The following is a 26,077-nucleotide window of genomic DNA, read 5'->3' as shown; positions in this document are numbered from 1 at the left end:
ATGAGCGCGCCTGTTCTGGACAAGCAAGAGACTCCCCCCGTGCCCGAGGGCGCGGTGATGGTCACCCTGAAGATCGCCCGGTTCAACCCGGAGGCGCCCGACGACGCCGGTTGGCAGAGCTTCCGGGTGCCGTGCCTGCCGAGCGACCGGCTGCTGAACCTGCTGCACTACGTGAAGTGGTACCTGGACGGGACTTTGACGTTCCGCCGGTCCTGCGCGCACGGCGTGTGCGGCTCGGATGCGATGCGCATCAACGGCGTCAACCGGTTGGCGTGCAAGGTGCTGATGCGCGACATGCTGCCGAAGAACCCGAAGAAGCAGCTCACCATCACGATCGAGCCGATCCGCGGCCTGCCCGTGGAGAAGGATCTCGTCGTCGACATGGAGCCGTTCTTCGACGCGTTCCGCGCGATCAAGCCCTACCTGATCACCTCGGGGAATCAGCCTACGCGCGAACGGATTCAGAGCCAGACCGACCGCGCCCGCTACGACGACACCACCAAGTGCATCCTGTGCGCGTGCTGCACCACGAGCTGCCCGGTGTACTGGAGCGAGGGCTCCTACTTCGGCCCGGCCGCAATCGTCAACGCCCACCGGTTCATCTTCGATTCGCGTGACGAGGGTGCCGCCGAGCGGCTGGACATCCTCAACGACGTCGACGGTGTGTGGCGCTGCCGCACGACGTTCAACTGCACCGAGGCCTGCCCGCGTGGCATCCAGGTGACCAAGGCGATCCAAGAGGTCAAGCGCGCGTTGATGTTCGCCCGCTGACCGGTGAATTCGGCGCGCTATGCGACACCCTGTGTCGCATAGCGCGCCGAATTCGCAAGGGGGATGACATGTCGATACTGTCCCGACCGCCCGTCGCCGACGCGCTGGCCCGCGTCTTCGCCCGGGTGGTCAGGCCCGCGCCGAAACCCGGTGTGCGCTTCCCCGACATCGAAGGCGACCGCAGCGACGACGTCGTCGTCACCCGCCACGGACCCACGCCGGTGACGATCTACCGCCCGCGTGCCGACACCACCGACCGCCCCGGCGTCTACGTCAACGTGCACGGCGGCGGGTTCGTCGTCGGCCACCCGGAGCAGGACGACCCGTGGTGCCGCTACCTGGCCGCGCGCGCAGGCGTGGTCGTCGTCAACGTCGACTACGCGGTGGCACCGGCGGCCCGATTCCCCACTGCGGTCGAACAACTCGTGGACGTGGTGCGCTGGGCGGCCTCGCCGGACCGGGACTGGGACGGCGCACGGCTGTGCGTGGGCGGCCAGAGCGCAGGTGGCAATCTGTCTGCTGCCGTCAGCCGGGTCGCGCTCGAGGAGGGCGGCCCGGCCATCGCCCTGCAGGTGCTGCACTATGCACCGCTGGACCTGGTGACCCCGACCGCGGCGAAGTTCTCGCCGCTGGGCAACCGGGCGATTCTCAAGCCGTGGATGGGCGAGGTGTTCGACACCGCCTACATCCCCGATCCCGCGCACCGGAAACACCGGCTCGCCTCGCCGGCGTGGGGAACCAACGCCGACGACATCGCCGGAATCGCGCCCGCACTGGTCATCACCGCCGAGTACGACCGGTTGCGCGACGAGGGCGCGCGGTACGCCGCGAAGCTGGACGCGGCCGGAGCGCTGGTCCGCCATGACGACGTCGCCGGCGTCGACCACGGCTACAACATCATGAGCGACAACACCGACGTGACCCGCCGCATGTACGACCTCATCGTCGCCGAGGTGCGCACCTCGATCGCCCACTCGTGAATTCGGCGCGCTAGGCCTCGACCGCCTCCTCGGCATCTTCGGCGTCGGCGTCGTCCTCGGCCTCGTTCTGGTCGGGTTCGGCGAGGTCCTCCCCCGTGGCTGCGGCGACCTGTTCGTCGTAGTAGCGCAGCACCACCGCGATCGCCGCGGCCACCGGTACCGCCAGGAACGCGCCGATCACCCCGAACGTCGAGGCGCCCAGAGTCACCGCCAGCAGCACGATCACCGCGTGCAGCTTCATCGACCTCGACTGCAACCACGGCTGCAGCACGTTGCCTTCGAGCTGCTGCACCGCCAGGATGATGCCCAGCACGATCAGCGCGTTCACCGGACCGTTGGCGACCAGCGCGATCAGCACCGCCAGACCGCCCGCCACGAACGCACCGACGATCGGCACGAAACCGCCGATGAACGTGATGATCGCCAGTGCATACGCCAGCGGCACACCGAGGATGACCAGCCCGATCCCGATGAGCACGGCGTCGACCAGGCTGACCAGCGCCTGCGTCCGGATGAACCCGCCCAGCGTCGACCACACCCGCTCCAGCACCGTGGCCAGGTGCGGCGCGGCCGGCATGCCCACGGTGCGCCGCAGCCACGGGGTGAACGCCGGACCGTCCTTGAGCAGGAAGAACGCCACCACGATCGTGGTGAACAGCGTGACCAGCGCCGACGTCGCCGCACCCACGCCGGTGAACAGGCCCGACGCGATCTGCGCGCTGCTGGAGTTCAGCGTGTCGTTGATCGCCTCGACCGCCGAATTCAGCTGGGCCTCACTGATGTTCAGCGGCGGCCCGTCCAGCCAGTCCCGCACCTTGACCACGCCGGCGGTGGCCTGCTCGGCCAGCTCGGTGGCCTGGTCGACGACCGCCGGCGCCACTGCGGCGATCACCCCGGCCACCACACCGAGGGCGAGCACCAGGACCAGCAGCACCGCGGCCGCCGGGGGCACCCGCCGGCTGCGAAGCCAGCGCACCGGAGGCCAGAGCACCGTGCACACGATCAGGGCCAGCAGCACCGGCAGCAAGACCACCCAGGTCTTGCCGACCACCCAGGACAGCACCCACAGCGCCGCGGACACCGCGAGGAACCACAGCGCGACGGTCGCACTCGCCCGGAGATGGCTTCGGTAGATCGATCCGCGGGTGGGGTTTGCCGGCGTCGTAGCGTTCACCCGCCTCTTCTACCCCACCCCGGCCCGCTTCAACTGGTGTTTGCGTGGTGAGAATCATCGCCCGGCGCCGACGGGCCCGCCGGGATCACCGCAGCCGACGGGACAGGAAGTCGCGGATCAGCGCGATCGCCTGGGTCGGAGCGCTCTCCAGCAGGAAGTGCCCGCCGTCGAGCAGGTGGATCTCGGGGTCGACGGCGTCGTCGGCGAACGCGCGGGCGCCGTCCGGCCCGAAGAACGGATCCTTGTCGCCCCACACCGCGAGCAGCGGCACCGCGCTGGTGCGCAGGTAGTCGTGCAGCGCCGGATAGATCTTCGGGTTCGTCGCGTAGTCGAGGAACAGCTTGAGCTGGATCGCGTCGTTACCGGGGCGCGACAGCAACGCGTAGTCGTGGTGCCAGGCGTCCGGGCTGACCACCGACTGGTCGGGCACGCCGGCCAGGTACTGCATCCTGGTCGCCTCGAAGGTGAGCATCCCGCGCAGCGCCGCCGCGGTCTCGGGGGTCTGTTCGCGCTGGTAATCCCATACGGGCACCCAGCCGTCGACCACGAAGCCGGCGTCGTAGCCGTTGCCGTTCTGCGTGACGATCGCGGTGAGGGCCTCGGGGTCGCGCAGGGCCAGCCGCCAGCCGACCGGTGCGCCGTAGTCCTGGACGTAGATCGCGTACCGGTCGACGCCCAGTTGACTCAGAAGGCCGGCCACCGAGTCGGCCAGCGCGTCGAAGGTGTAGTCGAACTCCTCGACCGGCGGTGCGTCGGAGTAACCGAAGCCGAGGTAGTCGGGCGCGATCACGTGGTAGCGGTCGGCGAGCTCGGGGATCAGGTTGCGGAACATGAACGAGCTCGTCGGGAAGCCGTGCAGGAGCACGATCACCGGATTTCCGGGCGTTCCGGCCTCGCGGTAGAACAGCCGGCGGCCGTCCACGGTGGCGTAGCGGTGATGCACGTCGATCATGACTAACTCCTTAAATTGTTTTACCGGTTAGGTGCATTCAACGCCGGAGCCTGTAACCTGTCAACAAGAGTTTGGAGGTTAGTGATGGATGTGTACGCGACCACCCCGGAGGACGAGGCGTTCCTGCTGGCGTTGCTCAACACCACCCCGGTCGTCGACGGCGTGCCGACCGACGAGCTGCCCGACCTCGCCACCGCGTCGCCGTGGATGCGCGCCCACGGCGTCCCCGCCACCGACGCGGAGTGGACCCGCCTGACCGACGCCCGCGCCTGCCTGCAGGCGGTGATCCGCGGCGAGCGGACCCCGGCCGTGCTGCAGCGGTTCCTGACCGACGCCCGCCTGGTCCCGTCGGCGGACCGGTCCGGCGTGCACTGGCGGCTCGACAGCGGCGACGCCTCGGGTGCGGTGCGCGCGGTCCTGGCGTGGGACGGGTTGCGGCTCACCAGCCCGGGACGGCTGCGCCCGTGCGCGAACACCGAGTGCCAACTGTTCCTGATCGACCGCAGCAAGCCCAACACCGCCCGCTGGTGCTCGATGGCGATCTGCGGCAACCGGATGAAGGCCCGCAGGCACTATCAGCGCACCCGCGGCGACTGAGCTGTCACACCGAAACCGCGTGCGCCTCCACGATGTCGGCGCCGCGGCGCATCCCGCCGGTCGCGGCGAAGCCCGCAGCCACCTCGGCCGCGCCGGCCTTCATCGTCATCGCCGAGCGCACCGCGGCCCGCAACCGCGGACCGCTGAGCTCGCGCGCAGGCAGCCGGACGCCGCAGCGCGCCACCTCGATGCGGCGTGCGACCTCGAACTGGTCCCGGCCGAAAGGCACTGCGCAGACCGGTATCCCGCGATCGAGAGCCTTCTGCGTGACCCCCATGCCGCCGTGGGTGACCACACAGACCGCGCGGTCGAGTACCGGCGAATGCGGGACGAATCGGGTGAGCGTGACGCGGCGGCCGCGGTGCAGCAGCCCGCTGCCGTCGGCGGGCAGACTCGCCACCACGTGCACCGGGTCGTCCTCGAACGCGCGCATCGCCGCGGCGACCAACGCCCGGTCGGCCTGACCGACCGACGACGTGGTCACCAGCACGATCGGCTCGGCGATGTCGTCGAGCCAGTCCGGCGCGGGGCCGGCGGGTCGAAGATCGCCGGACCGATCAGGTCGACGGTCGGGCCCCAGTCCGTGTGCCGGTACTCGAACGGTTTGCCGGTGGGCACCAGGATGCGGGGTGCGCGGCGCAGTAGCTCATCGGCCGAGCCGACCGCGGGAAGATCCAACGACGCTCGTACCGAACGGATCCCGGCACGGAACGGCCGGTCGAACACGAAGCGGGTGACCGTACCGACGCCCAGGTCGCGCACCGCGCCGAGCGGACCGGGCCACGGCCGCGCACCCGCACCGAACGGCGGCGAGCCCGGCGAGCGCAGGTACGGGATGAATGGCGAGAACACCAACCACGGCCGCGATTGCGCCTCCGCGGCCGACATCGCGCCCCAGCAGTTCGCGTCCACCAGGATCACGTCGGGATCCACCGCGCGCACCGCGTCGGCGAAGTCGTCGACCTCGTACCCGGCCCGTTCGGTGAGCACTCGGACCGTCTCCTGCGCCGACCTGAGCACCCCGCTGGTGGTGTGCGCGCTCTGCAGGGCCTCGATGCGCGGATCCACCGGCGCGGCCTTGAATCCCATGCCCAGGCACAGGTCGACGCCCGAGGCCATGGTGCGCACGTGGATCTCGTCGCCGCGCGAGGACAGCTCCTGCAGCAGCGCCGAGAACGGGAACAGGTGACCGATCGCCGGTGCGGTGTAGGCCAGCACTACCGCCATCGCACGCCTCCCGAGGTGGCACCGATCCGCGTCGGCAGCGGCGACGAATCACGAACATGCACCCAATCGACACCGCCGAGATGGTGGTCCTTCTCGACGACGCCGGCCAGAACATCGGGTCGGCGCCCAAATCGCAGGTCCACCACGCATCCACCCCGCTTCATCTGGCGTTCTCCTGCTACCTCTTCGACGGCACGGGCCGCGTCCTGCTGACCCGCCGCGCCCTGCACAAGCGCACGTTCCCCGGCATCTGGACCAACACCTGCTGCGGGCATCCCGCCCCCGGCGAGGCGCCGGACGAGGCCGTGACCCGCCGGGTGTACGAGGAGCTCGGGCTGCAGATCGCCGGGCTGCGTTGCGTGCTGCCCGATTTCCGCTACTACGCGGTGGCCGCCGACGGCGTCGTGGAGAACGAGGTGTGCCCGGTGTTCTGCGGGCGGGCCGTCGGTCCGGTGCGCCCCGCTCCCGACGAGGTCGCCGACTACGCGTGGGTGCCGTGGTCGCAGCTGCGGGCGGCAGCGCAATTGAGCTGGGCGATCAGCCCGTGGGCTGTCGAACAGGTCCCGCTGCTGGACGAGGCCGGGATCGGGCATCAGAGCTAGGACCTCAGCTCGAAAAGCCGCTCGGCGTAGGCCAGGTCGTCGCGCCACAGCCGGTTCGCGGCGTGTCGCATCAGCGGCCGGATCAGCGGCGCCGCGACCAGTCCCGTCCCGAACCGCGGCCGGTCCGAGTGCGCGATCGTCGCTTCGATCACCGCGGTGCGGGGCCGTCCGTCCGGGCCCGGTCCCAGCGGGGTGGCGTGGGTCTCGACGACGCTTCCGCGGCCCTCCCCCTCGATGATCCGCATGACCACCGTGCGCGGTCCGGGGGTGGTGAACTCGGCGATCACCGGAACGCCCAGCTTGCCGATGTGGAACGTGACCTCGACCAGGAACCGGTCCAGATCCTCGGCCAGGTTGTCGTCGGCCGGCGGCGCGCTGATCACCCGCAGCTGGGTGAACGAGTAGGGGTGGAACCACGCGCCGTGCCACGGATCGAGACGGTTGGCGACGATGTCGCGCGGCTCGCAGACCCCCTCCAGCCGGGTGACCGCGGCCAGCGACGGCTCTCCGGGCCGCAACGGGACGACGGGCGCCTCGGTCGGGGACGAAATGTCCACGCCGCCACCGAATTCGGCGCCGGATCGGGTGTCGAGCCGGACCCAGCACAGCACGCCGTCGTCGTGGGCGGGGTACGGCTTCCACGTGCCGTGCCTGCGGTCGCCCAGCCGCAGCCCGTGCCACGGGCAGACCAGCGTGCCGCAGTCCACCGGCGCGGTCGACAGGTCGGCGCCCAGATGCGGGCAGGCGCGCGGGGCCACCAGCAGGCCGCCGTCGGCGCCTCGCCAGGCCACCAGTTGCCTGCCGGCCACCGTGGCCCCGTACGCCTTCGTGGTGATCTGCGAACTCGCCGCGAGCACGAACCAGTTGCCGCCGGGGCGGCGCAGTGTGCGCCGCAGCGCCGCGTCGATCACCGCCGGGTTGGCGTCCTGATAGGTCGGCGTCTGCGCCGACCACGACGGGGCCCGCACCACCTCGAACGGCCACGCCTTGGCCAGCCTGGCCCGCAGTCCCGTCAACGTGTTCACCGCACACCCCCGGCCGAGGTGGCGAGCCGGCGCAGCACCGCCGATCGACCCTGGTTCGGGACGGTGTGCAACGCGTGCCCAGCCAGACCGAAACCGGCGAGCAGTTCGTTGGCCGCCGTCCAGCCGGTCGTCGCCGCGCGTTCCATCAACGCCACCGGCAGATCGATGCGGATCCCGTCGCCGGCCAGCACCAGCCGCGGATCGGGCGTCGCGACGGTGGGCCGGTCGGCGAAATCGCCCGGCGCGAACCGCGGGCAGTCGGCGCGGCGGAGCAGTCGTTCGGCCACGATCGTCGCGCCCACCGTCTCGGGATAGAGCTCGTGCATCCGGGCGATCAGCCCGCTGCGCACGTCTGCGTCGCCCTCGGTGATCGAGTAGGCGTGCAGCTCCACCACCGAACCCCCTGTGCGGGAGCACCATTCGACAGCCTCGCGCTCGTAGCGCTCCAGCACGCTGATGTTGTCGAGCGGTTCACGTCCACCGGTGGCGACGAACGCCGCACGGTCGCGGCGCACGGGACGGTCCAGCCACAGCCGCAGCACCACGAACGGCGGCGCGGTGCCCATCGCGGCGACCTGTGCGCGCCACCCCGGGTCCCCGAGGGTGGGCGAGTCCGTCACCAACCGCTGCAGTGCGCCGACGTCGGTGGCCAGCACCGCGGCGTCGGCCGTCCACGTCCGGCCCCCGGCACTGGTCACGGTCACCTCGTCGCCGGCGGTGACGGTGTCGACCTCGGCTCCGGTGTGGAACACCACACCCCGGCCCTCCAGATATCGGCGCAGCGGGTTCCACAGTGCCACATCGAAATTCGCGTTGGCGACATCGAAGATCAGGCCCTCGCTGGAGCCCAGGAAGTAGATGTGGAACATGGTGACCAGTTCGCCCGCCGACAGTGTCTCCGGCCTCGCGAAGAAGCTGCGGGCGAACACCTCGAAGGCCAGGTGCCGGGCTGCCTCGGGAAAGTTGATGTCGCGCAGGAAGGTTGCCGCGTCGCGGCCGTCGAGCAGGTCGTAGGTCTCGGGAACCGACACCGCGGCCAGCGGCGCGGCGGCCTTGGCGTCCAGCCGGACCAGGTCCCGCAGCCGGAAGGTGGGGCTGCGCAACGCGAAGGCCAGCGCGTTCAACGGCGGGGTCTGCGGCAGCCCGCGGAACGTGTCCTGCCTGCCGGCGCCGTCGATCAGCGGGTAGTCCTCCACCGGCGTCAGCGCCGTCAGTCCGGGATCGCTGCGCTGCAACATCGCCCGCAGGTTGTAGTACTGCCGGAAGAACGCGTGGAAGCCCCGGTTCATCGCCGCCGGTGTGCCGTCCTCCAGCGCGTCCGGCCAGCCGCCGACCCGCCCGCCGAGGTAGTCCTGCTTCTCCACGACGTCGACCGCGACGCCGCGTTCGGCCAGCCCGGTGGCCGCGGCCAGACCCGCGATGCCGCCGCCGATGACGACAACGCGCGGTCGGCCGTCACCCGCCGAGGCACGGCCCGGGAGAGCGGGCCAGGTCTTGCGCCGACGATCGGATCCGTTGCGATGCCCCTTGAGGTGCCCCTGGTCCACCCTCACACTCTCCTGAGTCGCACTCGGTTGACCCATGCCTTGCCGATGCCCGCTACGGCGACGGCCAATCGTCGTGGCTTGCCCACCGTCGCACGCCGGCCGAAGATCTCGAAGTCGATCGCCTCGATCCGGGCCAGGATGTCGGAGTACAGCGTCAGCGCGGCCGCCACGCAGGGCCGCGACGGCGGGGCCAGGGTGGCGATCCCGGGCCGGGCCTGGTCGTAGACCTGACGCGCGACCGCATGCTGCTCGGCCAGGGCCGCGCGCACCCGGCCGTCGGTGCGCCGGTTGGCCTGACACCACGCCAGCAGCTCGCGGTCCACGCCGTGGGCGGCGAGCTCGTCGGCGGGCAGGTAGACCCGTCCCCTGGTCAGATCCTCGTCGACGTCGCGCAGGAAGTTCGTCAGCTGGAACGCCTTGCCGAGCGCGGCGGCATAGGGCGCCGACTCCTCGCGGGGAACCACGGTGCCCAGCACCGGCAGCATCTGCAGGCCGATCACCTCGGCCGAGCCGTGCATGTAGCGGTCCAGGGACTGCCGGTCGGGATAGTCGGTGACCGTCAGGTCCATCCGCATCGACGCCAGGAAATCGTCGAACAGGTCCCAGCCGATGTCGTAGGTGCGCGCGGTGTGCACCACCGCGGTCAGGACCGGGTCCCCGTCACAGGACTGCCGGTCGACGAGACTGCTGAACAGCCGCGTCGACAACTCCTGCAGCCGCTCGGCGCGCTGCTCGATCGTCGCCGTCCCGGCCAGATCGTCGAGGATGTCGTCGGCGACCCGGGCGAACCCGTACAGCGCGTGCACCGCCGGGCGCTGTTTGGGCGCGAGCAGCCGGGTGGCCAGGTAGAACGTCTTGCCGTGCTGGGCGTTGATCGTCCGGCACTGCCGGTAGGCCTCGCGCAGTTCCGGGTCGCGCACCCCTGCGGCGTCGAGCTCCATCTTGATCATGAGTGGTTGACCTCCGAGGTGAGACGAACAGGAACGCCGGTGATCCGGTCGGCGGCGAGGCGGCCGGACAGGATCGCGGTCGGAACACCGACCCCGGGGACGGTGGACGAGCCGGCGAGCACGACGTTGTCGATGCCGCGCACGGTGTTGGCCGGGCGGAACGGCCCGGTCTGGGCGAAGGTGTGCGCGAGCGCGAACGGGGTGCCTGCCGCCATTCCCTGGCGGCGCCAGTCGGCCGGGGTGACCACGTGCAGCAGCTCGGCGTCGTCGCCGACACCGGGCATCCGGTCGCGCACCGTGGACAGCATCTGTTGGACATACCCCGATCCGGCGCTGTCCCAGTCCAGCGCGCCGATTTCGGTGTTGGGCGCCGGGGCCAGCACGTAGAGCAGGTCACGTCCGGGCGGGGCCAGCGACGGGTCGCCGGCGGTCGGGCGGGTCACCAGCAGCGACGGATCACCCATCACCCGGCCGTCGTCGATGATGTCGCGGAAGGTCTGCTTCCATGCGTCGCCGAACAGGATGGTGTGGTGGCCGACTTCCTGACCGGCACCGTCGCCGAGGGACTTGCAGCCGACGTGGGCGACCACCGCCGACGGTGCGGGCCGCAGCCGCAGCGGCCGGCGCGGCGTACGGCCGAGCAGCCGGTAGGTGTCGGGTAACTCGGTGGTCAGCACCACCGCGTCGGCCGGCACCCGCAGGCCGCCGGAGGTGCGCACCGCGGCCACCCGGGACCCGTTGAACTCCAGCTCGGAAACCGGTGCTTCGTAGATAAATTCGACACCGGCCCGGGTGGCGGCCGCGGCCATGGCGTCGGGCAGCGCGCGCATCCCGCCGCGCGGGAAGTACACCCCGGCCACGGTGTCCATGTAGGCGATCACCGCGTACACCGCCAGCGCGCTCTGCGGCGGCACCCCGGCGTAGAGCGCTTGGAAGGTGAACACCCGCAGCAGCCGTTCGTCGCTGAGGAAGCGGCGCACCATCGGCTCCCACCGGCGGAACCCGCCGAGCGCGACGAGCCGTGCCAGCGACGGCGTCAGCAGCGACAGCGGCGAGTCGAAGTTGTCCGCGATGAACCCGTCGAACTCGGTGCGGTACAGCTTGGTCAGCCAGTCCCGCAGCCGCAGATAGCCGTCGGCCTCCGCGCGGCCGGCGAAGCGTTCGATCTCCGTCGCCATCGCCGCCGCCTCGGTGTGCACCTGCAGGGCGCTGCCGTCGGCGAATTTCGCGTGATAGGCCGGGTGTACGGGGTCCATCGGCAGGCAGTCGGCCAGCGACTCCCCGACGGCGGCGAAGGCCTGGTCGATGATGTCGGGCATGGTCAGCACCGTCGGCCCGGTGTCCAGCCGGTAGCCGAGGACGTCGGCGCGGCCGACGCGGCCGCCGGGGTGCAGACCGCGTTCGACGACGGTGACCGCGCGCCCGCGTCCGGCCAACTGCATCGCCGCCGACAGTCCGGACAGCCCGGCGCCGACCACGACGACGCGGTCGGTTCGACCGCTCAGCGCGCGCATCAGGCGGCCCGCTGCGTGCAGGCGACGGCCATCTCGGCCAGCGCGGCGCGGGGCACCTCGGGGAGGCGGGCTCCGTCGAGGAAGCGCAGCGCCGCGTCGTGCCGCCGGGCGATCTGCTCCTCGATCCACTGCACGGCGCCGCTGGCCATGATCAGCGTGCGCCAGCGCTCCACCGCGTCGGCGTCCACCTCCGGGCTGCGCATCAGCTCGGCGAGCTGGCGCCGCAGCCCCGCCCCGGCCAGTTCGTATGCCGCGACGATGACGCTGGTGGCCTTGCCCTCTTCCATGTCGCTGCGCACGGATTTACCGGTCAGAGAAGGGGATCCGAACACCCCGAGGATGTCGTCGCGCAACTGGAACGCCTCGCCGATCGCGGCGCCGTACCCGGACAGCGCATCCGAGACGTCGTTGCCGCAGCCGGCCATCGCGGCGCCGAGCTCCAGCGGCCGGCGCACCGTGTAGTTGCCGGATTTGCGGCGCAGCACGTCGAGCACCTCCGGCAGGGTCGGGAACGTCTGGCAGCTGTTGAGCAGGTCCGACAACTGACCGACCGCCAGCTCGGTGCGCATGTCGTCATAGCGCGGCAGCACCCGGGCTAGCGCGTCGGCGCCAATTCCGCTGCGGCGCAACATCTCCTCGGCCCACACCAGGCACAGATCGCCGAGCAGGATCGCCGCGGACTCGCCGAACCGGCTCGCCGAGCCGGCCAGACCGTTGTCGCGGTGCCAGCGCCCGAACACCACGTGCGCGGTGGGGCGGGCCCGCCGCAGCGGCGAGTTGTCCATCACGTCGTCCTGGATCAGCGCGAAAGTGTGCAACAACTCCAGGCTCGCCGACGCCCTCAGCGCGGCGTCGTCCTCGTCTGCGCCGCACAGCCAGCCCAGGTACATGAACGTCGAGCGCACGTACTTGCCGCCGTCGAGGAACCCGGCCAGCAGATCCCCGGCGACGCCGACCCCGGCTCTGTCCAGCCGGCGCACGCACTCGCCATGTACGAAGTCTTCAAGATTGTCCCGGACCGCCGCCCGGACGTTCTGCCGCCAACTCCTCAGACCCGGCTCCGCCAACTGCAGGCCGGCGAGTTCACCCCTGTTCAACCGTGTCCCCTCTTCATCTCGGCTGAGTGCTATGGCTTCCATTCGGAACCGCGGTCACCCCGGATTGGTCGGATGTGTCATTTATTTCGTCACCGCCGCCGTACGCGCTCCGCCGTACCGGATGCCGCGCCGAGCGCCGCGAGCCGCTGCCCAGACGGTCATGCCAGCGGGCCAGCGGGGCCGGTGCCCACCAGTTCCACCGCCCCATCAGATGCATCAGCGCAGGCAGCAGCACCATCCGCACCAGCGTGGCATCGATCAGCACGGCCAGCATCAGGCCGAGCCCGAACATCCGCATGAACGACACCTGTGCGGCGATGAGCGCGCCGAACGAGACCGACATGATCAACGCCGCCGCGGTCACCACCCTGCCGGTGTGCGCCAGGCCCAGCGCGACGCTCTCGTCGTTGTCCCGACACCCAGCGGCGAGCCAGAACTCGCGGATGCGGGCGATCAGGAAGACCTCGTAGTCCATGGACAGCCCGAACGCCACGCAGAACAGCAGCACCGGCATGTTGACCACCAGCGTCCCGGTCGGTGTGGTGCCGAGGGCGCCGAGATGGCCGTCCTGGAAGATCCAGACCAGCGCGCCGAACGCCGCCGACAACGACAGCGCGTTGAGCACCAGCGCCTTGAGCGGCAGCACCACACTGCCGGTGAGCAGGAACAACAGCACGAAGGTGATCGCCGCGATGATGCCGAGCACCATCGGCAGCCGCGCGGTGATCGAATCGACGCTGTCCCTGTTGATCTGCGCGATCCCGGTGACCTCGACGGCGCGACCGCCGGGGCCGCCGAGCGCGCGCAGCCGGTCGAGCTGGCGTTCGGACTCCACCGAGAACGGCGGCGCGTTGCTGCCGACGGTCAGGAACGCCGCGCCGCCACGCTGACCGGCCGCACCGGTCACCGGTCCCACCCGGCGGCCGTCGGCGAACGTGCCCGTCGGCGCGCTGACCATCGACACGTCCTCGATCACCGACGCCTCGGCGGCGAACCGGTCGAAGTCCTGCGGTGTCAGACCGGCGGCGTCGGGCACCACAACCGTCAGCGCGGTCTCGGAGTTGTCGGCGAAGTCGGCGCGCAGAATGTCGCCGACCTGATGCGCGGACGCCGACGCGGGCAGCGCCCGGTCGTCGGCCACCCCCCACGTCACCCCCAAAAACGGCAGGCCGAGAGCGACCAGCAGCACCACCCCGGCCAGCCCCACCGGCACCGCCCGGCCCATCACGAACTTGGTCGAGCGGTACCAGAAGTTCTGTTCCATAGGCCGGTCCGCCGGCGCGGTGCGCCGGACCAGGCGGCGGACGTCGAACGCATCGAGGCGTGGACCGGCCAGCACGATCGCCGCCGGGGTGACCACGATCGCGGCCACGGCGCACAACACGACGGTGGCGACGCCGGCGTAGGCGAACGACTTCAGGAAGTACATCGGGAACAGCACCAGCGTCGCCATCGACAGCGCGACGGTCAGCGCGGAGAACAGCACGGTGCGGCCCGCGGTCGTCATCGTGGTGATCAGCGCGCGGTCGCGGTCCGCGCCTGCGGCGATCTCGTCGCGGAACCGGCTGACGATCAGCAGTGTGTAGTCGATGGCCAGCGCCAGACCCAGCGCGGTGGCCAGATTCAGCGCGAAGATCGACACGTCGGTGCCCGTGGCGACGACGCGCAGCACCGACATCGTCGACACGATCGCCAGGCCGCCGACCGCCACCGGCAGCGCCGCGGCGAGCAGTCCCTTGAACACCCAGACCAGCACCAGAAAACTGAGCGGGATCGCGATCGCCTCCATCAGCAGCACGTCGCGCTGCGTCTGGTCGTTGATCTGCTCGTAGACGATCGTCGACCCGCCTGCCAGCACCGTGACGCCCGGATGCCGCGGCAGCACGGTGGCGGTGATGTCGTCGACCAGCGCCTGGGCCCGGCGGGGGGCGATATTCTCGTCGCCGCGCAGTTCGGCGATGACCAGGCCGGTGCGACCGTCCTCAGAGGTCAGCGCGGCGGCCTGGCCGGGCGGTGCGGTCCAGGTGGAGGTCACGCTGACGACGGCCGGGTCCGCCGCAACCCGTGCGGCGATGTCCTGTCCGGTGTCCCGGGCGGCCGGGGCGTCGGCGCCCTGCGGATCGGTGACGGCGAGGACGAGCTGCATGTCGCCGCGGCCGAACGTGTCGATCAGGATGCGGGTGGCGCGCGTCGACTCCGACGTCGGATCCTGGAAGCCGCCGGCGGCCAGACTGCCCGCCACCGGTACGCCGAAAATCGCCGCCCCGACCATGAGCATGACTGCCACGGCCACGATGCGGCGCGGTGCCGCGATGGCCCACAACGCGATTCGGTGCAGCAGACGGCGCCTCTTCTCGATACCGCCGGATCACCCGGCGCCGGGGTTCGACCACAGCTCTTCCCTGCGGGCACCGCGCGGAAACCTGGCCGGATCGACCGTCGGATTTCTGTCACACCTGGGAGGCCTGGTTCGTCTGACCTGTATGACGACGACACGCATCGAACCCCTGTCCCCCGCCCGCGCCTCGCTGCGAACCCGGCTGTTGTGGCGCTTCGCCAAGCGCCGCTTCGGCGAGGTGCCCGAACCGTTCGCGATCTACGCGCATCATCCGCGGCTGATGCTGGCCGGCGCGGTGCACGAGGCGATGCTGGACCGGGCCTCGACCACGTTGCCCGCCGGCGTGCGCGAACTGGCCGTCTACTGGACCGCCCGGCAGATCGGGTGCTCGTGGTGCGTCGACTTCGGCGCGATGCTGATGCGCCTGGACGGCCTGGACATGGCGCGGCTGACCGAGATCGACGACTACGCCAGCTCGCCGCGCTTCACCGGCGACGAACGCGCCGCGATCGCCTACGCGGGCGCGATGACCACCGACCCGCACACCGTCACCGACGAGCAGGTGGCCGACCTGCGCCGCCGCTTCGGCGCCGACGGTGTCATCGAGCTGACCTATCAGATCGCCGTGGAGAACATGCGGGCCCGGATGAACGCCGCGCTCGGGATCACCGAGCAGGGGTTCAGCTCTGGGGATTCCTGCCGGGTGCCGTGGGCGAACGCCGATCAGCAGGATTCAGCGGCGAACCGGTGAACTTGTCGGGGTTGGCGATGTCGTAGATCGCCACCACCCGCCCGTCGCGCACCGTCATCGCCTGGATGCGCGGGGTGATCGCCGGCGCGTCGTCGGTGGCCTCCGCGCCGGGCGAGTACAGCCCGAGCTCACCGTTGACCAGCCCGAGCAGCCCGCTGCCGAGCAGCCGCTGCGCCCCGTAGCGCCGCCGCAGCCCGAGCAGCAGGCGGGCCACCTTGTCGCTGCCGTGGACCACACGCGCGGCGGTGGGCGCCCTGCGGTTCGAGTCGCCGGTGAACGTGACGTCCGGGTGCAGCAGCCCGACCACCTGGTCGAGATCGCCGGAAGCCATGGCTGCCAACAGCTTTCCGACCACCTCGGCGTGGTCGGCGGCGGGCGGCGGAGCGGCCGCGACTGCGCGGCGCGCGCGGGACGCGAGCTGGCGGGCGGAGTCGGCCGACGAGCCGAGCACCTGCGCGATCTCGGGGAACGGCACCGCGAAACCGTCGTGCAGCACGAACGCGACCCGCTGATCGGGGGTCAGGTTCTCCAGCACCACCATCGCGGCGAACCGCGCGTCCTCGCCGGCCACCACCGACGCCAGCGGGTCGGCGCCGTCGAATCCCGTGACCACCGGCTCGGGCAGCCACTCGCCGACGTAGGTCTCGCGGCGGTGCGCCGCCGAGCGCAACCGGTCCAGCGCCAGCCGGCTCACCACCGTGGTCAGCCACGCTTTGAGGTCGTCGATCGCCGTGGCGCGATGTGTTTCCCAGCGCAGCCAGGCATCCTGCACGATGTCCTCGGCGTCGGCCACCGTGCCGGTGAGCCGGTAGGCCACCGACATCAGGTGTGGCCGCAGCTGCTCGAACTCGCCGACGCGCGCGCTCGCGGTCATGGCACGAGTCTAGAACGCACCGGACCCGGATACCGTTGTGACGGCAAAGATCTGCCGCGGCAAGGATTCTCCGTACCAGGGGTGGGCCGACCCTGCGAACCGTATATTGCGCAGATGGCTGTCAGGGAGCAGCCGCCGACCCCCATGGTCGGCGGTAAGGGTCTGCAGGCCGGCGCGCTCGGCCTGGTGGGCAACGTGGTGATCGGCCTTGCCGCCGTGGCCCCGGCCTACAGCCTGGCGGCCACCCTCGGCTACGTCGTGCTCGCAGTCGGGGAAAAGGCGCCGTCGATGTTCGTGCTCGCCTTCATCCCGATGCTGCTCGTCGCATTCGCCTATAAGGAACTGTCCCAGGACACCCCGGACTGCGGCACCACGTTCACCTGGGGCACCAAGGCATTCGGGCCATGGATCGGCTGGATGGGCGGATGGGGCCTGGCGGTGTCGGCGATCATCGTGCTGGCCAACGTCGCCGAGATCGCCGCCATCTACCTGTTCAACTTCCTCGGTCTGGACGACCTCGCCGAGAACGTGCCGGCGAAGGTGCTGCTCGGGTCGTTCTTCATCATCGCGATGACGCTGTTGTCCGCGCGCGGCATCGTGGTCAGCGAGCGGGTGCAGAACGTGTTGATCACGATCCAGTTCGGGGTGCTGATCGTCGTCAGCGTCATCGCGCTGGTCCGGGTGTTCACCGGCACCGCCGGAGCACAGGCCATCTCCCCGCAGTGGTCGTGGCTGTGGCCGAGCGGACTGGACGCGTCGTCGATCGCCGCGGCGGTGATCCTGTGCATCTTCATCTACTGGGGCTGGGACGCCTGCCTCGCCGTCGGCGAGGAGACCAAGGACCCCGGCCGCACCCCCGGGATCGCGGCGCTGATCACCACCGTGATCCTGGTGTGCACCTACGTGCTGGTGGCCTATGCCATCCAGTCGTTCGCCGGGTTCAGCGAGGTCGGCATCGGGCTGAACAACCCGAACAACACCGACGACGTGCTGACCGTCCTCGGCGAACCGGTCGCGGGCGCCGTCGCGGCGTCGGCGCTGCTACTGACAGTGTCGCTGTCGGCGCTGTCCTCGACCCAGACCACGATCCTGCCGACCGCCCGCGGGACGCTGTCGATGGCCGTCTACGAGGCGATTCCGAAGAGGTTCTCCTCGGTGCACCCGCGCTACATGACACCGGCGTTCGGCACCCTCGTGATGGGCGCCTCGGCGCTCTTCTTCTACATGCTGCTGACGTTCCTGTCGGAGAACGCGCTGGCCGACTCGGTGGCCTCGCTGGGGTTGGCGGTCGCCTTCTACTACGGCATCACCGCCTACGCATGCGTGTGGTATTTCCGCCGGACGCTGTTCACCTCCGCGCGAAACCTGTTCTTCCGCGGCATCTTTCCGCTCCTGGGCGCGCTGGCCATGACGTGGGCGTTCTTCCAGAGCGCCTACGACATGGTCCAGCCCGACTACGGCTACACCGCGTTCGGACCGCTGGGCGGGGTGTTCGTGCTCGGCGTGGGGATGCTGGTGCTCGGCATCCCACTGATGCTGGCGTGCTTCGCCTTCGGCACCAAGCGGTTCTTCCGCGGCGAGACGCTCAACGCGACCACCGAGGTGAAGGTAATAGACACCTACTGAAAGCACTGAAAGACAGGTCCTGCAATGCATCTGACAGTCGGATACCTCGCGACACCCACCGGTGACGACGGAATCGCATTGGCCAGTGCGATGGCCCGGACCTTCGACGCGTCCGTCGACGTGGTGCTCGTCGTCCGGGAAGAACTGCCCGACGGCCATCCTGGTCGGCTGGAGTACCAGGAGATGCTGATCCACCGCGGAGAACAGTGGATCGGCAGGGCGGTGGCCGCGCTGGCCGCCGACGGGATCACCGCGGGGTCGTCGGTGCTCGTCGGAGAATCGTTCGCGCAGACCCTGATCGAGGTCGCGGAGCAGAAGTCGTCGGAGATGATCGTCGTCGGCGGTGCGCGGGACGGATTCTTCGGCGGGCACACCATCGGGCCGGTCACCGGGTCGCTGCTGCACTCGTCGCCGATCCCGGTGGCGCTCGCGCCGCGCGGGTACGCCGAAGATCCCGACGAGAAGTTTCTAGAGGTCACGGCGGCGGTGCCCACCAAGCCCGGCGACGACAACCCGCTGCCGTTCGCGATCGGGTTGGCCGGTGAGGCCGGTCTGCGGATCCGGATGCTCTCGCTGGTGTCGGCGGAGAACCTCGCCGAGGCCGGCAGCGCGCTCGAGGTGCGGGCGCTGCAGCGGACGGCCGCCGAGAAGAACCTGGAGGTCGCCGCGCGTGCCCTGCCCGATTCGCCGGAGATCGCGTCGATGGTGGCTGACGGGATGACGCTGGAGTCGGCGCTGAAGAAACTCCGGTGGGAGGACGGCGATCTGTTGATCGTCGGGTCGAGCCGATTCGCCGCGCCGCGACGGGTCTTCCTGGGGTCGACGGCCGCCCGGATTCTCGCCGGCGTCGACGTGCCGGTGGTCGTGGTGCCGCACGAGCCGCGATAGTCGACTTCGCCGCGAACGTGCGTTCCCGGTAGTGCGCGCCGCTCGGTGACTACTGGAGGTGCACGCTCGCGCCACCGGGACGCGACACGCCGGCGACACGCCGCCTTCCGGTTGCGTGCGCCCGCTGCCGTCCGCAACGCGGGTTCCCCGACATCGCACACCCTCGCGCAACAATCCAGCAAACTCGTATGTGATCTTGATTAGCGAGTTTGCCGTGTGTCAGCGAAATACCAGTACAACGGGTAAATTATGTCCACTGGTACGTTCTCTGCTGCAGCGCCGTGAAGCTCAGCCCACCTGCGGTTGATCTTGATATAGCAAATCCGAATGCCATCCCGTACCATCTGCTCCGCCAGTAGTGCCACGGACATCTACGCGGGGAGAGTGTCATGGGTTATGCGAAATACATCGGTCGCGTCGGCGCGCTGGCGGTGGTGCTCGGGATCGGCACGGCCATCGCCAGTCCCGCCGGGGCAGAGACTTCCACGAGCGAGGCCACAAGCTCCTCGGCGTCCCCTTCGGACTCTGCGGACTCTGCGGACTCTGCGGCCACCGAATCGCCGACCCACACACCCGCCACCGGAGCCCACTCGGACGACACCGACGACTCGGACGGCACCGACGAATCCACCGAGGATGTCGAGGAGACCGACGAGGACATCGATGTAGACGACGACATCGCCGACCCCGCCGACCCCGAGCCCGTCGACTCCGAGCCCGTCGACCCGGAACCCGTCGACCCGGAACCCGTCGAGGACGAACCCGTCGAGGACGAGCTCCCCGATCCGGCCCCAGAGGTCCGGGATTCCAGCGCCGCACCACCGGTCGGAGAAGAACCGGCAGGTGCGGAAGACACCGTGGACGACGCGTCGCAGATCGCGGACCCGGTTGATGATTCCGAACCGACAGGGCACGAAAGCCCGGCCGCGGACGTCGTCGCGGTCGCCAATCCCGCTGTCCCAGAGGACAGCTCACCAGAGTCCACATCGGCGGTCGAGTCCCCGGGCGCGCCGGCACCGGCGCCGCTGGTCCGTCAGCCGGTCACCCCGATCGGCGCGCTTCTCGGCGCACCGTTCGCCCTGATCAACATCGCCGTCGAAGCCCTCAACATGCTGTTCTCACCGGCGCCCGGCACGCCGACCGATCCGCCGATTCTCTGGGGCGTACTGGCTTTCGTGCACCGCGAGATCCACCGCACCTTCTTCAACAGCGCGCCCTATGCGGTCGCGGACACAGCGACCACCAGCGAGGACGTGCCAGCCACGATCCCGGTGCTGGCCAACGACACCGACCCCAACGACGACCCGCTGACGATCACCAAGTACACCCAACCCGCCAACGGCACCGTCGTCCTCAACCCCGACGGCACCTTCACCTACACACCGAACGCCGACTTCCACGGCACCGACACGTTCACCTACACCATCTCCGACGAAGCCAGCCCCTGGCATGTCCACGGCCTGATCAGCCTGCTCTTCCGCGGCGGGCACGCGTCCACGGCCACCGTCGCCATCGCCGTCGGCGCCGTCAACGACGCACCCACGATCAATCCGGACAGACCGGCGACCGATTCGACCACCGGTGTGGTCACCGCGGACCTGAACGCAGCAGACGTCGACGGCGACGCGCTGACCTATGAGGTCACCACGCCGTCGCGGGGCACCGTGACCATCGTCGACGGGGCGTTCGTCTACACCCCCACCGCCGAGGCCCGCGCCGCGGCCGGGCAGGGCGGACCTGCCACCGACACCTTCACCGTGACGGTGTCCGACGGTAACGGCGGCGCCGTGAGCCAGACCTTCACCGTCGCCGTCACCCCGAACATCGACAACATCACCATCGAACTGCTTTGGGGCGCAGCGCCGAGAGATCTGGACTCACACCTTCTGGGGCCCGGTATCGGAGGCAACGGGCAGTTCCACCTCTATTACGGCAACAAGAACCTTGCCCAATCCGACGGTGCATTGGCCGCCAACCTCGCCGCCGACGACATCAACGGCTTCGGGCCCGAACTGACGACGATCTTCACCCGCACGCCCGGCGAGTACCTCTTCTACGTTCACCGGCTCAGCACCGAAGCCGGGTGGGATGTCTCCGAAGCCAGCGTCACGGTGCGCGACTCGGTCAGCGGGATCGACACTGTCTTCACGATTTCCGACGAGGCGACCGGTCGCTTCTGGTCGGTGTTCACCCTCACGATCTCCGACACGGGCCTGGTCACCGTGACCCCCGTCGACACCTACAGCGAGACCGGACCGATCCTGCCGACGACACCAACCGCCCTCTAAACCACCGCGGAATAGCATTCCTGGCCGCGTTTTACGCCCTCAAAGTCAAGTGGTTATGACAACGCTTAGGCTGCTTGGCTAATCAGAGCGGCCATGCGCTGGGCGGGGGTGTCGAGGTCAAGGGTGGGGCGTGGTCGGGTGTTGAGTTTGTCGGCGACGGCTTGCAGGTCGGCTTTGGTGTAGACGCTCAGATCAGTGCCCTTCTCAAACCAGTGGCGCAGCAGCCGGTTGGTGTTCTCGTTGCTGCCACGCTGCCAGGGCGCGTGCGGGTCGCAGAAGTACACCGGCGCTTGAAGCTGCAGCGAGATGTCCTGCCAGCGGGCCATCTCGCTGCCGCGGTCCCAGGCGATCGAACGGCGCAGGTGATCGGGCAGCTTGGCCATTGCCTCAAGCATCGCCGTGGCGACCGCTTCGGAGGTGTGGTCGACGGGCAGATGCAACAAGATGGTGAACCGGGTGCTGCGTTCGACCAGGGTGCCGATCGCGCTGGCGCCGCGGGCGCCGACGATCAGATCGCCTTCCCAATGCCCGGGCACCGCACGATCAGCGGCTTCAGCGGGCCGTTGACTGATACGCAGCACGTCATCGAAGGTGCCGCGCCGTTGGGCATGCCCGCGCGGCTTACGCGCCGCTCGTCGAGTGGACAAGCATCGATGCAGATCAGCGCGCAACTGGCCACGAGCTTGTACATACAGGCTGCGGTAAATCGTCTCGTGGCTCACCCGTGCCAGCTTGTCACCAGGGTGATCACGGGCCAACACCTCAGCGATCAGCTTGGGGCTCCACCCGTCGTCCATCCACGCTTCGACCGCCGCGCACAGGTTCGGGTCAGACAGCTTGAACGACTTGGGCCGGCGCGCAGCCCGCGCGGCCCGGGCGTGGGCCACGTGGGCGTGGTAGTCCCCGTCGTCGGTGCGGTTGCGAGACACTTCGCGCCAGATGACCGAGCGATCTCGGCCCAGCTTCGCCCCGATCGCGGCGTAGCCCAACCCCGCGTCGAGACCCCGCATGATCACCACACGTTCGTCGAAACTGAGCCGCCGCCCCGGTCCACCGACCCGGGTCAGATCACCCGGTTCAGCCAAACCTGATCCACCGTTGCCATTGAGCAGTCGCATCGCGCCAGCCTTGCGCCACCACAGGTAGCCGGCCTGGAAAGACACGCCCAACTCCACAGCCGCGTGCTTGACCGGCGCACCAGCACACACCCGGTCGTAAAACTCGCGCCGAACCTCACACCCGAACCGCCGACCACTGGTCACTCAGCAACTCCTCAAACCGCCCGATGTTGCAATGACCGTATGAATCCGCCGCCGGGAGAGCGGCCAGGAACGCTATTCCGCGCGGCTCAGCGCTTGGTGAAAATCGTGCGGTGCCAAGCCTTGTCGGCCACACCGGTGATGTCGCTCATCACGTGTTTGATCGACAGGTACTCCTCGAGCGAGTACTGGCTCATGTCCTTGCCGAAGCCCGACGCGCCGAACCCGCCGTGCGGCATCTCCGAGATGATCGGGATGTGGTCGTTGATCCACACACAGCCCGCGTGGATCTCCCGCGAGGCCCGCTGCGCGCGGTACACATCCCGCGTCCATGCCGACGCCGCCAGCCCGTAGGCGGTGTCGTTCGCCTGCCGGATCGCGTCGTCGTCGTCGGTGAACGAGCGCACCGCCAGCACCGGCCCGAAGATCTCGTCGCGCCAGACCTCGGAGGACTCCGCCACGTCGGCGATCAACGTCGGCCGGTAGAACGACCCGGGGCCCTCCGGCGCCACCCCACCGGTCACCACACGGCCGCCCTCCCCCGGCGCCCGCTCGACCATGCCGGCGACCTTGGCCCGGTGCGCGAGCGTGATCAGCGGCCCCAGGTCGGTGTCGGGGTCGTGCGGATCACCGATCACGACCTTGCCCATCAGCTCGGCCACCCCGGCCACGAAGTCGTCGTACAGCGGGCGCGCGACGATGGCGCGGGTCGCGGCGGTGCAGTCCTGCCCGGTGTTGATCAGCGATCCGGCGACGGCCCCCTGGATCGCGGCGTCCAGATCGGCGTCATCGAACACCACGAACGGCGCCTTGCCGCCGAGCTCCAGCTGGGTGCGGTGCCCGTGCACGGCGGCCGCGGCCATCACCCGGCGCCCCACGGGCGTGGACCCGGTGAACGTGACCATGTCGACGCCGGCGTGCCCGGCCAGCGCGGTGCCGACGTCGGCGCCGCCCCCGGTCACCACGTTGAACACTCCGGGCGGCAGGCCCGCCTCACCGGCCAGCCGGGCCAGCGTCAGCGTCGTCAGCGGGGTGATCTCGGCGGGCTTGATCACCACCGAACATCCGGCGGCCAGTGCGGGAAGCACTTTCCACACCGCCATCTGCAGCGGATAGTTCCACGGGGTGATGGTGGCGACCACGCCGACGGCCTCGCGCCGGATCGACGAGGTGTGGTCCGCGGAGTACTCGCCGGAGGCCTTGCCTTCGAGGTGGCGAGCTGCGCCGGCGAAGAAGTCGATGTTGTCGACGCTGCCGGGGACGTCGAACTCGGTGGCCAGCCGCACCGGCTTGCCGGTCTGGCTGACCTCCTCGGCAACCAGGTCCGCCGACGCCTCGTCGGCCAGTTTGGCGAGCTTGGCCAGCACCGCCGAACGCTCGGCCGGGGTCGCGGTGGACCAACCACGCAGCGCCGACCGCGCCGAACTCACCGCGGCGTCGACGTCGGCCGGCTGCGCCAGCTGGTACTCGGCCACCGGCCTGCCGGTCGCGGGACTCACCACGACGTGCGTGGGGCCGCCGGTGGACACCGGGGCACCATCGATCCAACTGCCTGCCAATACGGGTGGGGACGAAACTGCGGTCATGCGTCCTACGGTATCGCGCCCCCATCAGCCGGGCTACGCATTACGGCAGCGTCAACCGCTCTGGACGCGTGATTTCATGGTGATGGTTGCCTGTGACGACGGATTCCGTGCACAATCACTGGCATGGCCAACCCCGGGATGCCGCACGCCGTCGGTCCCGTCTCGTTCCGCGTCAGTGAATCCCGCCCGGGCGCCGCGTTCCAGCTCGACGAGCTGTCGAAGGCCATCATCGAGAAGCTGCAGCAGGACGGCCGCCGCTCGTACGCAGGCATCGGAAAGGCCGTCGGCCTGTCGGAGGCGGCGGTGCGGCAGCGGGTCCAGCGCATGGTCGACGCCGGCGTGATGCAGATCGTGGCCGTCACCGATCCGATGCAACTCGGCTTCGCGCGCCAGGCGATGATCGGCATCAAATGCACCGGCGACACCACCAAGATCGCCGAGAAGCTCGCCACGATGGAAGCCGTCGACTACGTGGTGCTCACCGCGGGCTCGTTCGACGCCATCGCCGAGGTTGTCTGCGAGGACGACGACCACCTGCTGGAACTTCTGAACACCCAGATCCGCGCCTTGCCGGGAGTGATATCAACCGAAACCCTTGTTTACTTGAGACTTGTTAAACAGCAATACAATTGGGGTACACGATGACGATTATCTCCGAAACCGAACAGGCGGCCACCACCGATCTGGCCGCCAAGGCCAACCGCCACCTCTGGGGTCACTTCGCCCGCCACGGCGCGGGCATCACACCGCCGATCATCACCCGCGGCGAGGGGGTGCACATCTGGGATGACCAGGGCCGCAAGTACATCGACGGGCTCTCCGGCCTGTTCGTGGTCCAGGCCGGCCACGGCCGCAAGGAACTCGCCGAGGCCGCCGCCAAGCAGGCCGAGAAGCTGGCGTTCTTCCCGCTGTGGTCCTACGCCACCCCGACCGCGGTCGAGCTGGCCGCGCGCATCGCAGGTTATGCGCCAGGCGACCTGAACCGGGTGTTCTTCACCACCGGCGGCGGCGAGGCCGTCGAGAGCGCCTGGAAGCTGGCCAAGCAGTACTTCAAGCTGACCGGCAAGCCGGGCAAGCACAAGGTGGTGTCGCGGGCGATCGCCTATCACGGCACACCCCAGGGCGCCCTGTCCATCACCGGCATCCCCGCGTTCAAGGCCCCGTTCGAGCCGTTGGTGCCCGGTGGTTTCCGCGCGCCGAACACCAACTTCTACCGCGCACCGGCCGAATACGCCCACGACGAAAAGGTTTTCGGCCGCTACTGCGCCGACCGGATCGCCGAGGCCATCGAGTTCGAGGGTCCCGAGACCGTCGCCGCGGTGTTCCTGGAGCCGGTGCAGAACGCAGGCGGCTGCTTCCCTCCCCCGCCCGGATACTTCGAGCGGGTCCGCGAAATCTGCGACGAGTACGACGTGCTGCTGGTCTCCGACGAGGTGATCTGCGCCTACGGCCGCATCGGTTCGATGTTCGCGTGTGACGACTTCGGCTACGTGCCGGACATCATCACCTGCGCCAAGGGGCTGACGTCGGGCTACTCGCCGATCGGCGCGATGATCGCCAGCGACCGGCTCTTCGAGCCCTTCAACGACGGACAGACCGTGTTCGGGCACGGCTACACCTTCGGCGGTCACCCAGTGTCGTCCGCGGTCGCGCTGGCCAACCTCGACATCTTCGAGCGTGAAGGTCTCAACGACCGCGTCAAGCAGAACGCCCCGGCGTTCCGCGCCACGCTGGAGCAGCTGCTGGACCTGCCGATCGTCGGCGACGTCCGCGGCGAGGGCTACTTCTACGGCATCGAACTCGTCAAAGACAAGACCACCAAGGAGACGTTCAACGACGAGGAGTCCGAACGGCTGCTGCGCGGCTTCCTGACCCCGGCGCTGTGGGAGGCCGGCCTGTACTGCCGCGCCGACGACCGTGGCGACCCGGTCGTGCAGCTGGCCCCGCCGCTGATCAGCGGGCAGGCCGAATTCGACGCGATCTACGACATCCTGCGCACCGTGCTCACCGAGGCCTCAGCGCGGATGTAGC

Annotated in this window: 21 protein-coding genes and 1 pseudogene; 10 read left to right on the top strand and 12 right to left on the bottom strand. The window is 69.6% G+C overall.

Going from position 1 to position 26,077, the window contains the following annotated elements:
- Positions 1-771, top strand: a complete 771-nt coding sequence (locus C6A87_RS06575; protein WP_311116513.1) for a succinate dehydrogenase iron-sulfur subunit — start codon at positions 1-3, stop codon at positions 769-771.
- A gap of 152 nt (positions 772-923) precedes the next feature.
- Positions 924-1,751, top strand: a complete 828-nt coding sequence (locus C6A87_RS06570) for an alpha/beta hydrolase (RefSeq protein ID WP_311117832.1) — start codon at positions 924-926, stop codon at positions 1,749-1,751.
- Positions 1,752-1,761: 10 nt separating this feature from the next.
- On the opposite strand, the gene C6A87_RS06565 is transcribed toward C6A87_RS06570, so the two are convergent.
- Positions 1,762-2,925: an AI-2E family transporter gene (locus tag C6A87_RS06565; protein ID WP_311116512.1), complete on the bottom strand. Its 1,164-nt coding sequence runs from the start codon at positions 2,923-2,925 to the stop codon at positions 1,762-1,764.
- Between the two features lie 85 nt (positions 2,926-3,010).
- A complete protein-coding gene (locus tag C6A87_RS06560) occupies positions 3,011-3,877 on the bottom strand; it encodes an alpha/beta hydrolase (RefSeq protein ID WP_311116511.1) in 867 nt (288 codons plus the stop codon).
- Positions 3,878-3,961: 84 nt separating this feature from the next.
- Between C6A87_RS06560 and C6A87_RS06555 the strand changes: the two genes are divergently transcribed.
- The gene (locus C6A87_RS06555) at positions 3,962-4,474 is read left to right on the top strand and encodes a CGNR zinc finger domain-containing protein (RefSeq protein ID WP_311116510.1); all 513 of its coding nucleotides are present in this window, start codon (positions 3,962-3,964) and stop codon (positions 4,472-4,474) included.
- Between the two features lie 4 nt (positions 4,475-4,478).
- Here C6A87_RS06555 and C6A87_RS06550 read toward each other — a convergent pair.
- Positions 4,479-5,701 (bottom strand): annotated as a pseudogene (locus C6A87_RS06550) (glycosyltransferase).
- Positions 5,702-5,757: 56 nt separating this feature from the next.
- Here C6A87_RS06550 and idi point away from each other — a divergent pair.
- Positions 5,758-6,303, top strand: coding sequence for an isopentenyl-diphosphate Delta-isomerase (gene idi, locus C6A87_RS06545; RefSeq protein WP_311116509.1), 546 nt, complete (start codon positions 5,758-5,760; stop codon positions 6,301-6,303).
- Here the strand turns inward: idi and C6A87_RS06540 are convergent.
- Genes C6A87_RS06540 through C6A87_RS06515 form a run of 6 tightly spaced genes read right to left on the bottom strand, consistent with a single transcriptional unit; the run spans position 6,300 to position 14,777 of the window.
- A complete protein-coding gene (locus C6A87_RS06540; protein WP_311116508.1) occupies positions 6,300-7,328 on the bottom strand; it encodes a DUF5914 domain-containing protein in 1,029 nt (342 codons plus the stop codon). The two genes, idi and C6A87_RS06540, sit on opposite strands and share 4 nt — an antisense overlap.
- Positions 7,325-8,875, bottom strand: coding sequence for an FAD-dependent oxidoreductase (locus C6A87_RS06535; RefSeq protein WP_311116507.1), 1,551 nt, complete (start codon positions 8,873-8,875; stop codon positions 7,325-7,327). The genes C6A87_RS06540 and C6A87_RS06535 overlap by 4 nt, the downstream gene beginning before the upstream one ends.
- Before the next feature lie 2 nt (positions 8,876-8,877).
- The gene (locus C6A87_RS06530) at positions 8,878-9,825 is read right to left on the bottom strand and encodes a phytoene/squalene synthase family protein (RefSeq protein ID WP_311116506.1); all 948 of its coding nucleotides are present in this window, start codon (positions 9,823-9,825) and stop codon (positions 8,878-8,880) included.
- Positions 9,822-11,339: a phytoene desaturase family protein gene (gene crtI / locus C6A87_RS06525; protein ID WP_311116505.1), complete on the bottom strand. Its 1,518-nt coding sequence runs from the start codon at positions 11,337-11,339 to the stop codon at positions 9,822-9,824. Before crtI ends, C6A87_RS06530 begins: the two co-directional genes overlap by 4 nt.
- Positions 11,339-12,436, bottom strand: a complete 1,098-nt coding sequence (locus C6A87_RS06520) for a polyprenyl synthetase family protein (RefSeq protein ID WP_311116504.1) — start codon at positions 12,434-12,436, stop codon at positions 11,339-11,341. The genes crtI and C6A87_RS06520 overlap by 1 nt, the downstream gene beginning before the upstream one ends.
- 13 nt (positions 12,437-12,449) lie before the next feature.
- Entirely contained in the window at positions 12,450-14,777 is a 2,328-nt protein-coding gene (locus C6A87_RS06515) for an MMPL family transporter (RefSeq protein WP_311117831.1), read from the bottom strand.
- A 142-nt stretch (positions 14,778-14,919) separates the two neighbouring features.
- Between C6A87_RS06515 and C6A87_RS06510 the strand changes: the two genes are divergently transcribed.
- On the top strand, positions 14,920-15,525 hold the full coding sequence (locus C6A87_RS06510) for a carboxymuconolactone decarboxylase family protein (RefSeq protein ID WP_396837010.1): 606 nt from the start codon (positions 14,920-14,922) through the stop codon (positions 15,523-15,525).
- Here C6A87_RS06510 and C6A87_RS06505 read toward each other — a convergent pair.
- Positions 15,455-16,399 carry a sigma-70 family RNA polymerase sigma factor gene (locus tag C6A87_RS06505; protein ID WP_311116503.1) on the bottom strand — a complete coding sequence of 315 codons (945 nt, stop codon included), beginning with the start codon at positions 16,397-16,399 and terminating at the stop codon, positions 15,455-15,457. The genes C6A87_RS06510 and C6A87_RS06505 overlap by 71 nt on opposite strands.
- 114 nt (positions 16,400-16,513) lie before the next feature.
- On the opposite strand from C6A87_RS06505, the gene C6A87_RS06500 reads away from it, so the two are divergent.
- The 3 genes from C6A87_RS06500 to C6A87_RS06490 all read left to right on the top strand — a co-directional run bounded on the left by C6A87_RS06500 (position 16,514) and on the right by C6A87_RS06490 (position 21,201).
- The gene (locus tag C6A87_RS06500) at positions 16,514-18,025 is read left to right on the top strand and encodes an APC family permease (RefSeq protein WP_311116502.1); all 1,512 of its coding nucleotides are present in this window, start codon (positions 16,514-16,516) and stop codon (positions 18,023-18,025) included.
- Positions 18,026-18,049: 24 nt separating this feature from the next.
- Positions 18,050-18,913: a universal stress protein gene (locus C6A87_RS06495; RefSeq protein ID WP_311116501.1), complete on the top strand. Its 864-nt coding sequence runs from the start codon at positions 18,050-18,052 to the stop codon at positions 18,911-18,913.
- 389 nt (positions 18,914-19,302) lie between these two features.
- Positions 19,303-21,201, top strand: coding sequence for an Ig-like domain-containing protein (locus C6A87_RS06490; RefSeq protein WP_311116500.1), 1,899 nt, complete (start codon positions 19,303-19,305; stop codon positions 21,199-21,201).
- A gap of 65 nt (positions 21,202-21,266) precedes the next feature.
- Here the strand turns inward: C6A87_RS06490 and C6A87_RS06485 are convergent, their stop codons facing one another.
- Positions 21,267-22,463 carry an IS30 family transposase gene (locus C6A87_RS06485; protein WP_311113956.1) on the bottom strand — a complete coding sequence of 399 codons (1,197 nt, stop codon included), beginning with the start codon at positions 22,461-22,463 and terminating at the stop codon, positions 21,267-21,269.
- An 86-nt stretch (positions 22,464-22,549) separates the two neighbouring features.
- Complete coding sequence (locus C6A87_RS06480; protein WP_311116499.1) at positions 22,550-24,046, bottom strand: gamma-aminobutyraldehyde dehydrogenase; 1,497 nt, start codon at positions 24,044-24,046, stop codon at positions 22,550-22,552.
- Between the two features lie 123 nt (positions 24,047-24,169).
- On the opposite strand from C6A87_RS06480, the gene C6A87_RS06475 reads away from it, so the two are divergent.
- Together C6A87_RS06475 and C6A87_RS06470 are read left to right on the top strand one after the other, a co-directional pair.
- On the top strand, positions 24,170-24,691 hold the full coding sequence (locus C6A87_RS06475; RefSeq protein WP_311116498.1) for an Lrp/AsnC family transcriptional regulator: 522 nt from the start codon (positions 24,170-24,172) through the stop codon (positions 24,689-24,691).
- Positions 24,688-26,076, top strand: coding sequence for an aspartate aminotransferase family protein (locus C6A87_RS06470; protein WP_311116497.1), 1,389 nt, complete (start codon positions 24,688-24,690; stop codon positions 26,074-26,076). Before C6A87_RS06475 ends, C6A87_RS06470 begins: the two co-directional genes overlap by 4 nt.
- Position 26,077 lies beyond the last annotated feature (1 nt).

Origin of the sequence: Mycobacterium sp. ITM-2016-00317 (assembly GCF_002968295.1) — a bacterium.
Lineage (GTDB): Bacteria > Actinomycetota > Actinomycetes > Mycobacteriales > Mycobacteriaceae > Mycobacterium.
This window is presented reverse-complemented; position numbering and strand designations above follow the sequence as displayed.